This is a genomic window from Shewanella khirikhana (assembly GCF_003957745.1).
Taxonomy (GTDB): Bacteria; Pseudomonadota; Gammaproteobacteria; order Enterobacterales; family Shewanellaceae; genus Shewanella; species Shewanella khirikhana.
The window spans coordinates 4,544,231-4,557,154 of sequence record NZ_CP020373.1 but is presented as its reverse complement, the minus strand read 5'-3'; the positions used below and the strand labels follow the sequence as shown (position 1 = coordinate 4,557,154).

12 protein-coding genes are annotated in these 12,924 nt (G+C 54.4%); 6 read left to right on the top strand and 6 right to left on the bottom strand.

Going from position 1 to position 12,924, the window contains the following annotated elements; genetic code table 11:
* Positions 1 to 75: 75 nt before the first annotated feature.
* Positions 76 to 1,830, top strand: coding sequence for a hypothetical protein (locus tag STH12_RS20000; protein ID WP_126169171.1), 1,755 nt, complete (start codon positions 76 to 78; stop codon positions 1,828 to 1,830).
* Positions 1,831 to 1,859: 29 nt separating this feature from the next.
* Here the strand turns inward: STH12_RS20000 and recQ are convergent, their stop codons facing one another.
* Entirely contained in the window at positions 1,860 to 3,689 is a 1,830-nt protein-coding gene (gene recQ, locus STH12_RS19995; RefSeq protein WP_126169170.1) for a DNA helicase RecQ, read from the bottom strand.
* Between the two features lie 208 nt (positions 3,690 to 3,897).
* On the opposite strand from recQ, the gene rarD reads away from it, so the two are divergent.
* Positions 3,898 to 4,779, top strand: coding sequence for an EamA family transporter RarD (gene rarD, locus STH12_RS19990; RefSeq protein WP_126169597.1), 882 nt, complete (start codon positions 3,898 to 3,900; stop codon positions 4,777 to 4,779).
* 89 nt (positions 4,780 to 4,868) lie between these two features.
* Here rarD and STH12_RS19985 read toward each other — a convergent pair whose 3' ends face one another.
* From STH12_RS19985 to radC, 5 genes are all read right to left on the bottom strand, one after another.
* Positions 4,869 to 5,402, bottom strand: a complete 534-nt coding sequence (locus STH12_RS19985) for a PH domain-containing protein (protein WP_126169169.1) — start codon at positions 5,400 to 5,402, stop codon at positions 4,869 to 4,871.
* A gap of 168 nt (positions 5,403 to 5,570) precedes the next feature.
* The gene (gene argA / locus STH12_RS19980; protein ID WP_164551261.1) at positions 5,571 to 6,893 is read right to left on the bottom strand and encodes an amino-acid N-acetyltransferase; all 1,323 of its coding nucleotides are present in this window, start codon (positions 6,891 to 6,893) and stop codon (positions 5,571 to 5,573) included.
* A gap of 292 nt (positions 6,894 to 7,185) precedes the next feature.
* The gene (gene rpmG / locus STH12_RS19975; RefSeq protein ID WP_126169167.1) at positions 7,186 to 7,359 is read right to left on the bottom strand and encodes a 50S ribosomal protein L33; all 174 of its coding nucleotides are present in this window, start codon (positions 7,357 to 7,359) and stop codon (positions 7,186 to 7,188) included.
* Between the two features lie 6 nt (positions 7,360 to 7,365).
* Positions 7,366 to 7,602: a 50S ribosomal protein L28 gene (rpmB, locus tag STH12_RS19970; RefSeq protein ID WP_011758449.1), complete on the bottom strand. Its 237-nt coding sequence runs from the start codon at positions 7,600 to 7,602 to the stop codon at positions 7,366 to 7,368.
* 119 nt (positions 7,603 to 7,721) lie between these two features.
* Positions 7,722 to 8,399 carry a RadC family protein gene (radC, locus tag STH12_RS19965; RefSeq protein WP_126169166.1) on the bottom strand — a complete coding sequence of 226 codons (678 nt, stop codon included), beginning with the start codon at positions 8,397 to 8,399 and terminating at the stop codon, positions 7,722 to 7,724.
* Positions 8,400 to 8,483: 84 nt separating this feature from the next.
* Here radC and coaBC point away from each other — a divergent pair, with 84 nt between their 5' ends.
* The 4 genes from coaBC (at position 8,484) to STH12_RS19945 (ending at position 12,900) form a co-directional block, all read left to right on the top strand.
* Complete coding sequence (gene coaBC / locus STH12_RS19960; protein WP_126169165.1) at positions 8,484 to 9,746, top strand: bifunctional phosphopantothenoylcysteine decarboxylase/phosphopantothenate--cysteine ligase CoaBC; 1,263 nt, start codon at positions 8,484 to 8,486, stop codon at positions 9,744 to 9,746.
* Positions 9,743 to 10,201: a dUTP diphosphatase gene (dut, locus tag STH12_RS19955; RefSeq protein ID WP_126169164.1), complete on the top strand. Its 459-nt coding sequence runs from the start codon at positions 9,743 to 9,745 to the stop codon at positions 10,199 to 10,201. The genes coaBC and dut overlap by 4 nt, the downstream gene beginning before the upstream one ends.
* 39 nt (positions 10,202 to 10,240) lie before the next feature.
* Positions 10,241 to 10,834: a nucleoid occlusion factor SlmA gene (gene slmA / locus STH12_RS19950; protein WP_126169163.1), complete on the top strand. Its 594-nt coding sequence runs from the start codon at positions 10,241 to 10,243 to the stop codon at positions 10,832 to 10,834.
* Positions 10,835 to 10,950: 116 nt separating this feature from the next.
* A complete protein-coding gene (locus STH12_RS19945; protein ID WP_126169162.1) occupies positions 10,951 to 12,900 on the top strand; it encodes an alpha/beta hydrolase family protein in 1,950 nt (649 codons plus the stop codon).
* The last annotated feature ends 24 nt before the right edge of the window (positions 12,901 to 12,924 follow it).

Below are 12,924 nucleotides of genomic sequence, written 5' to 3'. Positions count from 1 at the left end.
TTATGCAAAAGCATTCGAAAAATTGATATACTCCCTGCCGATTTCATGGATATGCGCTGATTCTTCGGAGACCAAATGGACTTTCATCGTTGGTGTTGTTGCCTGCTGCTGTGGCTGGTGCCACTGTTTGCCTGCGCGCAAGATCCCATGGATGAAATCAATACGCTGGTCTACCAATATCCCGCCGAAGCCAAACAAAAAATTGCCGAGCTGGAAGAAGCACATCGGCGCGGCTCGCCCTCCCCCTTTGAAGAATTAAGACTCAAGCTGCTTAAATGTGAGCTTTTTTTGCAGCTGGGTGAAAACGAAGCAGCCATTAACCTCGCACAAATGGGCGAAGCCACCGCCAAGCGACTGAACGCCGAGCATGTGCGGCCCTACTTTATGTCCTGCCTCGCCGATGCCTACAGCGCTTACGATAACCTGCAGGTTGCCCTGCCTCTGCTGGACACCGCCATTACTCTGGCAAAGCGTTATCAACAGCCGCAAGCTATGGTGATGGCACTGCGCTTGCGAGGGCAGCTTGATACCGAAACCGATAACGTCGCATCAGCCATTGAAGATTTACGTTTAGCGCTCGATGCCTACGACAACATCAGTGCTCAGGAAGATGATTGGGCCTGGCCACCCAAAGCCTTTGTTTATGCCGCTATGGGAAATCTGCTGTTCGTCACCCACGATTATCAGCAAGCCATGTATTACACAGAGCTGGGGCTCAAGTCCCCGGAGTGTCTCGGCAAAATCCGCCAGGTATTGTTACTGAATGCGTCCCGTATCGCCCTGAGAAAAGGTGACATTACGACCTCAGATACGTATCTGCAGGAGGCCAGACAATTGCTGCCGGAGCTCAGTACACCACTCGAGCTTGCGGTAGGTTATGCCACTATTGCAGCCATCGAACTGGAGAGGGGCAATTCCGACAAAGCGAAAGATTTGTTGGATGTGGCATTAAACACCTTCGAGCAGCAACAAAAGCAGCTTTACAGTATGCGAACCAAACGCTTACTCGCCCTGATAGCGTTCGACAAAGGTGATGAAAAAAACGCGCTTAAGCTAATGAATGACGCTATCAGCACCGCGGAGCGAATGCAGGTGTACTCAGATCTAGCGTCTTACTATTTAACACTGTCCGAGCACAGCGCCAATCAATCAGATTTTAAGCATGCCTATGAGTTTCTAGAGAAAAGCTACAAAGCTGCGGAAAAAGCCCACAAGGCGGCCAGCGATACCCGCATGCTGCAATTCAAGGCGCGGCTGAGCCAAAGGGCAAGCGATGCCACCCTGGAAAAGCTGCTCAGTGATAACCTGGAAGAGCGCAGCAGTATCAGTTGGATGTATATGATTTTACTGGCGATGATCCTGCTGCTATTGGCACTGGTGTTGTGGCAGCTGCTGCGCCATGTTTCGCTGCGTAAGCAATCCAGCGAGGCGCCCTTGCCTCAGTCGCCGGATCAGCATCTGGAATATGCCATGCAGCATGCCAAGCGCGGCAACCACTCGCTGTCGATTCTCCTGCTCAATATTCGCGATATACGCCCGGTTGACCTGCCGGCACTCAAAGGCGCCATCGAAAAACGCCTTCGGGAAACTGACATGATCCTGCGTTTCAGCCCGGACGAGCTGTTACTGCTGCTGCCTTACACCAGCAATCAGGGGGCGGAACTGGTAATGAAACAACTGCAACCGGTGCTGGACGATTGTCAGGAAGGTAAAATATTGATTGGCCACGCCAGCATGCACCAGTTTGATACCAGCGAAACCCTGCTGAAACGTGCCAGCGTACGAGGTATGAGCCGGGCGCAGCTGGGTAGCTACAGCAAAATGAGCTGAAGTTCAGCCCTGACAATCAGACCCTTGGCTCAGTCGTTACTGATATAAGCGGCAATCTCATCCAAAAAGGCATCGCCGAACTTTGCCAGCTTGCGCTCACCCACGCCGTTCACCGCCAGCAACTCGGCTTCCGACTTGGGCAACATCCAGGCCATTTCGGCCAGGGTCGCATCGTTGAATACCAGATACGGCGGCAGATCATGCTCTTCGGCTATGGTACGGCGCAAATTCTTGAGCCGGGCAAACAGACGACGGTCATAGTTCACCGGCGCCCTGGCATTATTTCTGCGGCGAGGTGATTCGCTCACACTGATATTCAGTCGCGGCTCAGCCAGCATCAGTGCCACTTCTCCTTTCAGCACAGGTCTTGCGGCAGGATTAAGGCGAATAGAAGAGCCTCGGGTGATATCCTGACTGGCCAGCCCCAGGTGAATAAGCTGACGAATAACACTCAGCCAATATTCGTGGCTCTTGTCCTTGCCAATTCCCCAGGTCGAGAGTTTGTCGTGGCCACGTTCAACCACATTTGCCGCCCTAGAGCCCCGCAGCACTTCGATTAAGTGATTGATACCAAAGCGCTGTTCCAGCCTGTATATACAAGATAGAACCTTCTGGGCGTCTTCAGTGCCATTGTATCTTTTAGGCGGGTCCAAGCAGATATCACAGTTACCACAGGGCTCACTCGCCGCTTCGCCAAAATAGTGCAGCAGCACCTGTCGACGACAGGTCTGCGCCTCGGCAAAGGCCGCCATGGACGCAAGCTTATGGTACTCAACTTGTTGCTGCGCCCCCGGCTCCAACTGCTCAATATGGTGTTTCACCCGCCCAATATCGGCAGGGTCAAACAGCAGCAGCGCCTCAGCATCCAGACAATCCCGGCCACCGCGTCCGGTTTCCTGATAGTATGACTCTATGCTTTTGGGAATGTCGTAGTGCACCACAAAACGCACGTTGGATTTGTTAATCCCCATACCAAAGGCAACTGTGGCTACAACCACATCGATTTGGTCTTTGAGGAACCTGTCCTGCACGCTGGCGCGCTCATCCTGAGTCATACCGGCATGGTATGCCTCGGCGTAGAAGCCCTGCTGACGAAGCCGCGCCGCCACCTCATCGACCCGCCTGCGGCTGCTGCAATAGACAATGCCACTGGCGCCCTTGCGCGACTGGATAAACTGCCGCAGCTGATTGGCAGCATTCAGCTTCTCCACCACCGTGTAACGGATATTGGGCCGGTCGAAACTGGCTAGGTGACGAAATGGATTGATGTACAGCCGTTCACAAATGCTGACACGGGTCGCTTCATCGGCAGTGGCCGTCAGTGCCATCACGGGCACATGTGGGAAACGCTGTTTGAGCTGTCCAAGCGCCGAGTATTCGGGCCGGAAGTCATGACCCCATTCACTGATGCAATGGGCTTCGTCAACGGCAAACAGGCTGATGTGCAGATCATCAAGACGGTTGAGAAAATCCCCCTGCAGCAACCGCTCAGGCGACACATACAGCAGTTTCAGCTCACCAAACCTGAGCTGCCGGAGCACTTCAATAGCCACTTCGCGTGGCTGGGATGAGTTGAGATATGCCGCCGAGACCCCGGACTGACTCAGGCTGTCGACCTGATCTTTCATCAACGAAATCAAGGGAGAAACTACCAGCGTCACCCCTGGGAGTACCAGAGCCGGCACCTGATAGCACAGGCTTTTGCCGCCACCGGTGGGCATGATCACCAGTGCATCTTCGCCCTGACAGACCCGCTCCATCACGTCCCGTTGACCGGGGCGGAAATCCCGATAACCAAACACCTGTTGCAGGCAGTGGCTCAGGGGATCCGGGGTTTGACTGAGAGAAGCTGGTTCCATGAAAAGGCCGTCCGAAAATCAAGGCGCCCATTCTAACCAAGGCGGGGCTTGATGTCTTGTCGGATAAACCGATTGACCGGCACTATGGGCAATCAACCAAAGCTGGCTTTACAACTTGCCAAACTGTGTCGCCGGTGTTTATTTGTATCGCTTGAGCCAACAATCAAGGGCGCTTACAATGCGCGCCCCGATTGCCGGAGACCCGCAAATGACTCAGGACCAGGAATACCGCAAAGGCATCATGCTCGCCATTGGTGCTTACACCATGTGGGGCTTCGCGCCACTTTACTTCAAATTGCTTGAGCAGGTTTCCGCAACCGATATTCTGCTGCACCGGGTGATTTGGTCGTTTGTGTTCACCATCTTACTGATGGCTTTTGTCGGCGGCTTTTCCAAGCTTAAGCAATTGCTGAAAAACCCAAAACAGCTGTTGGTACTACTGGTGACATCCTTACTGATTGCCGGCAACTGGCTGCTGTTTATCTGGGCCGTGAACAACGACCATATGCTGGATGCCAGCCTGGGTTATTACATCAACCCGCTGCTTAACGTCCTGCTTGGTATGGTGTTTTTGGGTGAAAGGCTGCGTAAATTGCAGTGGCTGGCGGTATCGCTGGCGGGCATTGGTGTCGCTGTGCAGCTGGTGTCCTTTGGCTCAATTCCTGTGGTGTCGCTGGCACTTGCAGGCTCATTTGGTATCTATGGTTTGCTGCGCAAAAAAGCCAATGTTGATGCCAAAACCGGCCTGCTGGTCGAAACCGCTATTCTGATGCCGGTGGCCTTGGGCTACCTGCTCTACACCTTGCCAACGGCCGAACACAGCATGTTGGTGAATAACTGGCAGCTCAATCTGCTGCTCATTGCGGCAGGGCTGGTAACCACAGCGCCTTTGCTGTGCTTTGCAGGCGCCGCTGTACGTATCCCTCTATCAATGCTGGGGTTTTTCCAATATATCGGCCCAAGCATTATGTTTGTGCTCGCAGTCAGCCTGTATCAGGAACCTTTTGATATGGAAAAAGGCATCACCTTTGGCTTTATCTGGACCGCACTGGCCATTTTCACTGTGGACATGTTGCGGCGGCGGGGCTGACCTGTCCCCTTCCCTCACAGCAAATTGGCAAGGCCTATTGCAGCGCTGCTCGGGATTAAACTCTGAGCGGCGCTGGCAGCTTGTCTGGCTTATCTGGCCTGCTTGGCCTTCAGCGACTCGAGTATGGCATCACCTTGCGGGGTGCTCAGCAGCAGGCTGTAGCCATCTTCCACCGGAATAATCAGTAGCGGATCATCACCCGTAACCGAGGCCAGCACTTTGGCCTCACCTCCCTTTAGGCGAAACCAGCCCAGGTTGTAACCGGGCATACCTACACCATTGGTTCGAAAACCCAGCTGCGGCGCATCGCCATCGTCTTTGCTGACAACCCGGGCTTCGGCCAATTGCAATGAACTCAGTGGGATATCCCGGCTATAGGCTGGTAAATCGAGCACTAACTTATCTTGCTCGAGCCGCACCTCAGGCGACAATGCCCCCACAAATATCCAACCCAGTAAGCCAACAACCGCGAGGATAAGCCCCGTGGTCACCGAACGCGCGGTGTGAGTGGTGGGTTTACGTCTGGCAATCGCACCGATAAGAAGTACTCCGGCCAACAGGCCTATGGCGCCCCAAAGCGCGCTGCCCGCCAAAGGTGAGAGTAAAAATGTGTCCGCTGCCATTTGATGTTCCTTAAAAGATAAGCGCACTCAAGATTGCTCAATCGACATAATATGTCAACCATGATGACCCATTCACAGCGATATAAAGGCGTATTTGTCATATGTGCATAAACAAACAACCAGCCCGAAGGCTGGTTGTTTAGTGGCGATACAGAAATATCGAGCTGCTTACTGTAAATCCAAGGCGAGGATTTTCGAGCGGCGCTGATAGTTGTACAGCTGCTTTTTCTTGGTCGGCAGCGCGTCCACTTCCACCATGTCAAAGCCGTGCTCCAAAAACCAGTGGATGCTCCGGGTCGTCAGCGCAAACAAGCGGTGATAGCCCCGCACCCGCGCCTGGCTGATGATGTTCTTAAGCAGCAAGCTGCCACGGTCTGCGTCGCGGTAATCGGGATGCACCACCAGACAGGCAAATTCACCGGCATTATCTTCTTCAAAGGGATATAGAGCCGCGCAGCCAATCACCAGGCCATCACGCTCAATCACCATAAATTGCTCAATCTCGATTTCCAGCTGCTCGCGGGAGCGACGCACCAGAATGCCCTGCTCTTCCATGGGACGAATAAGATTGAGGATACCGCCGATATCGGCAATGGAGGCGCGGCGCAGACGCTCGGCGCTCTCAGTCACGATTTGAGTACCGATACCATCACGGGAGAACAGCTCCTGCAGCAAAGCACCATCATCCAGGTAACTCACCAGGTGGCAACGGGGCACGCCGTTGCGACAGGCATCGATACTGGCTTTAAGAAACGCCAGCGTGCCGACACAGGCCTGGCCGCCTTCCTGCAGCTTGGTGACAATCTTCTGGGCATCCCCCGGCATCAGCTCGGCAATCACCTCTCCTTCACGGTCGAGAATACCGTTCTGAGAGCTGAAGCCAATCATCTTGTCGGCCTTGAGTTTCACTGCCACCTGGGTCGCCACTTCTTCTGCGGTCAGGTTAAAGCTCTCACCGGTAACAGAAGCGGCAATGGGTCCCATCAGCACTATGCCGTGGCTGTCGAGTTGGTGCCTGAGCCCCTGTACATCGATACGACGCACCCGGCCTGAGAGACAATAGTCCACGCCATCATCCACCCCGAGAGGCTGAGCAATCACAAAGTTGCCGCTGACCACATTGAGCTGAGCGCCCTGCATAGGAGTGTTGGACAGACTCATCGACAGACGCGCTGTGATATCAAACTGCAGCGCACCGGCTACCTGTTTAATCACCTTGAGGCTGTCTTCATCTGTGATGCGTACGCCGTTGTGATAGGCCGGCGCGATGCCGTGCAGCTCGAGGGCGGCATCGATTTGCGGGCGGGCACCGTACACCAGCACAATGCGGATCCCCAAACTGTGCAGCAGCGCCACATCGTTGATGATGGCTCGAAACTGGGGTTGCACCATGGCCTCGCCGCCCAGCATGACCACGAAGGTCTTGCCACGGTGAGCGTTGACATAAGGGGCGGAATGACGGAAACCGTCAACCAATTCGGTGGTACGCACGGGCTGTATTGTCCTCACAAGCACCTGCGCAGTGACAGACTGCGCCAAGTTGAATTCTTGCGCAATTTTAGTGAATTTAAATTCACTTTGAAAGCATTTATTTTTATCACATCAATGTTTCAATCATATGAAACCTATGCGCAGCATCAATAGCTTCTGCAAACGTTCACAAAAACACACAAATGAATAAAAAAGCAAACGAGGGATAAAGGGGAATGTGAAGGGAAGCAAATCGCAGCCAATAAAAAACCCCGGACCAGGCCGGGGTTTTTTTAGAAGCTAATCAAGTTAATTACTTGATTTTGGCTTCTTTGTAGATAACGTGCTGACGGATCACAGGATCAAACTTCTTGATCTCCATCTTTTCTGGCATGTTACGCTTGTTCTTGTCAGTGGTGTAGAAATGACCAGTTTTAGCGGTTGACACCAGCTTGATCTTTTCGCGATTGCCTTTAGCTTTAGCCATTTTCTATTACACCTTCTCGCCACGGGCACGAAGTTCAGCAACAACTACTTCGATACCTTTCTTATCGATGATACGCATACCTTTAGTGGAAACACGCAGCTGTACAAAGCGCTTTTCAGTTTCCAACCAGAAACGGTGGTTCTGCAGGTTAGGTAAAAAACGACGACGGGTCGCGTTTTTTGCGTGCGAACGGTTGTTACCAACCATTGGTCGCTTGCCAGTTACTTGGCATACTCTTGACATGTCAATCTTCTCCAAACAGTTTTTAACGCTCGAGCATTAATGTACCTCGTATGGCCGTCGCCCGAGGCACAAAGAGGGCGCATTTTATACACGAAAGCCCATGGGAGATCAAGTAAAGATCAACCAATCCACCCTCGCTCGGCAAAGGAGACTATCTCCCGGTCCCCCACAACCAGATGATCCAACAGGGGAACATCGATAGTTGCCAGGGCATTTTTCAATCTATCTGTGATCCGTTTATCGGCCTGACTGGGCTCAGCCACGCCGGACGGATGGTTGTGGCAGACGATTACCGCTGCCGCACTTTTCTCCAGTACCAGTGCCACCAACTCCCTGGGATATACCGAGGCGGCGTCGATGGTGCCACGAAACAGCTCAACAAATTGGATTACCCTATGTTGACTGTCCAGCAGCAACACCGCGAACACCTCATAGGCTCTGTCAGCCAGTTGCTGTCTGAGGTAGTTCCGGGTCAAATCCGGACTGGTAAGCACCTGACCCCGCTGCAAAGATTCACCGGCAAGACGCCTGGCAAGCTCAGCGGAGGCTTGAAGCTGGGCGTATTTTACCGGACCCAAGCCCTGTAGTCGACACACCTGCTGCTTAGATGCGCTGAATAATGCTCTAAGACCGCCAAATTCCCCAATCAACCGACGGGCTAAATCCACGGCATCCAGCCCCACAGCGCCGTTTCTGAGCAGTACTGCCAGCAGTTCTGCGTCACTCAACACCGCCGCTCCCCGCAGCAATAATTTTTCTCGCGGGCCCTCGCCCTTTGGCCAATCCCTGATAGCCATCAATTTGCCTCCTGCCGTCCATGGCGCGATAACCGCTTCGCGTGAATAATTTGGCCTGGGTCGCTCACCCTGACGGCGGCGACTATGGTATGGTTAGCGCCAGTTAATTTTAGTCGGGATCTGTCCGTGAGCCTGAATAATCGAAAAATTCTGCTGGGGATTGGCGGCGGTATTGCTGCCTATAAAAGTGCTGATTTGGTGCGCCGTCTCAAAGAGCGTGGCGCCGATGTGCGGGTGGTGATGAGCCAAAGCGCCGGAGAATTTATCACTCCGCTCACCCTGCAAGCCCTCTCCGGCCACCCGGTTGCCATGGATTTGCTGGACCCCGCCGCTGAAGCGGCCATGGGCCATATCGAACTGGCACGCTGGGCAGATCTGGTGATAGTGGCTCCCGCTACCGCCAACCTGATTGCCCGTATGGCAGCCGGCATGGCCGACGAGCTGATCACCACTACCTGTCTGGCCACCTCCAGCCCCATCGCCCTGTGTCCAGCGATGAATCAGCAAATGTATGCCAATCCGGCGACTCAGGATAATCTCGCGACCCTTGCCCGGCGTGGCATCAAGCTTTGGGGCCCGGGTAGTGGCAGTCAGGCCTGCGGTGAAGTTGGTCCAGGCCGGATGCTGGAGCCGCTGGAAATCTGCGCCTTTGCCGAACGTCTGCTCGAAGACGCCGCCGCCCTGGAGCTGTGTAAACAGAGCCTAAAAGGCCAAAAGCTGATACTGACGGCAGGCCCCACCCGCGAAGCCATCGATCCGGTACGCTATATCTCCAACCACAGCTCCGGCAAAATGGGCTTTGCCCTGGCCGAAGCGGCCGCCGCCATGGGCGCCGAGGTGACCCTGGTTTCGGGTCCGGTTCGCCTTGCAACCCCGGCGGGAGTGACACGCATCGATGTCGACTCGGCTCAGCAAATGCTTGATGCGGTGATGGCACAAATCGATGAGCAAGATATCTTTATTGGCTGCGCCGCAGTAGCCGATTACCGGGTTGCAGACGTCGCCACGGGTAAAATCAAAAAGAGCAGCGAGACCATGCAACTTGCACTGGTACGCAATCCTGATATCTTAGCCACGGTCGCGTCTCACCAGACAAGACCCTTTACGGTGGGATTTGCCGCCGAAACCCATGATGTGGAAACCTACGCCAGAGATAAGCTCAAACGCAAAAATCTGGACATGATTGCGGCCAACGATGTGTCAGTGCCGGGTCAGGGTTTCAACTCAGATACCAACGCCCTGCAGGTATTCTGGCCAAACGGACACCAGGAGTTACCCGCTACCGACAAGTTGTCACTGGCGTATCAACTGCTTTCATTGATAGCGACAAAAATAACCAAAAAATGAAAACACCCATCGAACTGAAGATCCTTGACTCCCGCATCGGCTCCGAATTCCCGCTGCCGGCCTATGCCACTCCAGGCAGCGCCGGTATGGACCTGCGCGCCATGCTGGATACCGCCATTACCATAGCGCCGGGCGAAACCGTGCTGGTGCCCACCGGCATTGCCGTACACGTGGCCGACCCCAGCCTGGCTGCCGTGATCCTGCCCCGCTCAGGGCTTGGTCATAAGCACGGCATAGTGCTTGGTAACCTGGTTGGCCTTATCGACTCTGATTATCAGGGCCCGCTGATGGTGTCCTGCTGGAACCGCAGCGACAAAGATTACACCCTGGAAATTGGCGATCGCCTGGCCCAGCTGGTGTTTGTGCCTGTGGTTCAGGCCGAGTTTAAATTGGTGGACGAATTCGACACCTCATCACGTGGTGAAGGCGGTTTTGGCCATTCTGGCACCCGTTAATTCCCTCGTTTTGTCAAAGTGTTGTGTGAAGGACTGTCAATGGCCACCAAAGAAAAACTGAGCCGCCGCGAACATATTCTCCAGTGTCTGGCACAGATGCTGGAAACCAACCCCGGACAACGTATTACCACTGCCAAGCTGGCCGCCGAAGTCGGTGTATCCGAAGCGGCGCTGTATCGCCACTTCCCCAGCAAGGCGCGGATGTTTGAGGGCTTGATAGAGTTTATCGAAGACTCACTGCTGTCTCGTATCAACCTCATCATGGATGACGAGAAAGACACCATGCGCCGCTGCCAACTGGTATTGCAGCTGCTGCTGTTGTTTGCCGAACGGAATCCGGGCATCTCGCGGGTACTGAATGGCGATGCCCTGCTGGGCGAAAATGAACGTCTGCGCAGCCGCGTCAGCGCCCTGTTCGGCAAAATCGAAACCCAGCTCAAGCAAATCCTGCGTGAGAAAACCCTGCGGGAAGGCAAGGGATTCGAACTGGATGAAGCCATGCTGGCCAACCTGCTGCTGGCAGTGGCCGAAGGCAGAATAGCCCAGTACATTCGCAGCGAGTTCAAGCAAAAACCCACCGAACACTTCGATGAACAGTGGGGCTTTATTCAGAAACAACTACTACAAAGCTAGTTGATTTTAAAGAGAATTAAGGACGGTAAATCACCGTCCTTTTTTATTGTTTGCGGCATACTTTTGTATTAACCTCCAAGACTGATTTCAATAACAAGCCACAACAAGGATGTGACATGAAGCTACACCGTCTTTTTGGTGCGCTGGCCCTGTGTCTTTGTGCCTCTGCCAATGCTGCCACCCCCGAACAGGTATTTGCCCGCGGCAGCCAGTTCAGTCAGGTCAGACTCTCCCCCGGCGGCGATTACCTCAGTGCCATTACCAAGCACGAGGGTAAAAACAAGCTGCTGATCCTCGACACCGAAACCCTGAAACTCAAACACGCAGTGTTTTTCCCCGCCAACGCCCAGGTCGGCGATTACGACTGGGTCAGTAACGAGCGCATTGTGCTGGCCAAGGAATACCTCAAAGGCTGGAGCGACCACCCACTGTACTACGGTGAACTGTTCGCAGTGAATGCCGATGGCAGCCGCGCAACCTACCTGTTTGGTTATAACGGCGGTGAGCAGCAAACCGGCTCCAACCTGAAAAAGAACACCCCCATCCGCGCCACAGCCTCTGTGCTCGACCCACTGCCGGATGACGACAAATACCTGCTGGTCAAGGCCTTGCCCTGGAGTGGGGTCGACTGGCAGGAAGGCAACGCCGATGTGTACAAGGTTGATGTGTACCGCGGTACCCGCAAAAAAGTCACCCGCGCCCCCATCGGCTACGCCAGCTTCCTTACCGACCATGAAGGTGAAGTACGCTTTGCCGCCGGGCGCGACAGCAACAACGACCTCAAGGTGTTCTTTCGCGATGACGGCGACTGGCAGACCAGCGACAAGCTGGATCTGGGGCTGGATGACTTCATTCCGCTGTCTTTTGTGGGCGACAACAGCAGCATTTACGCCGCCGGTACCGAAAGCGGCCAAACCATGGGTGTCTACCGTATTAATCTCAAAGACGGCAGCAAAACCAGGATTATTCAGGACCCACGGGTAGACCCGGCCAATTACTGGATAAACGGCCAAACCAAGCAGCTGTACGCAGTGGAGTTTGCCGATGGTTACCCTACCTATGCCTTCGTGGATGCTAATGACGAGCGCAGCCAGCTGCTGAAGACACTGCTGGCCTCTTTACCCGGCCATCAGGTACAGATAGTCAGTGAAGATCGCAAAGGCGAGCTTCTGGTTGTGGCCGCCAGCAACGACAGAAACCCCGGCGACTATTACCTCTACAATCGCAAAACCAACAAGTTGCGTTATCTGGTTTCGGTGAACGATGCCCTGGACCCCGATAAAATGGCCGAGGTAAAGCCCTTCGACGTTACCGCCCGTGACGGCACCAAAATCCAGGCCTTCCTCACCCTGCCCTTTGGCGTCGATGCCAAAAACCTGCCCCTGGTGGTCAATCCCCACGGCGGCCCCCATGGCCCACGGGATTACTGGGGGTTCGATCCGCAAAACCAGCTGCTGGCGAGCCAGGGCATAGCGGTGTTGCAGGTGAACTTCCGTGGCAGTGGCGGCTATGGCAACGCCTTTGAAGAAGCGGGCTACGGCAAGTGGGGCAGCGAAATCCAATACGACATCATAGATGCCACCAAAAAGGTGATTGCCGATGGCACTGTGGATAAAGACCGCATCTGTATCGTGGGCGGCAGCTTCGGCGGCTACAGCGCGCTGCAAAGCTCGGCGCTGGCCCCGGATCTGTTCAAGTGCGCCATTGGCTTTGCCGGTGTGTACGACCTGGAGCTGATGTTCGAAGAAGGTGATGTGCAAAAGCGCGATGCCGGTATGGCTTACCTGAAGAAGGTGCTGACCCAGGATAAGTCGCTGCTGCAGTCCATGTCGCCCACCCACAACGTGGATAAGCTCAAGGCCGCCATCCTGCTGGTGCACGGCGGCGAAGATGAGCGCGCCCCTATCGAGCAGTACGAAGCCATGGCCAATGCTTTGAAAAAGCACAACTATCCGTACCAGTCGCTGGTCATGGATGATGAAGGCCACGGTTTTTATAACGAGGCTCACCGTGCCAAATACTATGGCGAAATGCTTGGCTTCCTGAAGACCCATCTGAAGCTGTGACATAGGGCGGCAACGCCGTGATTA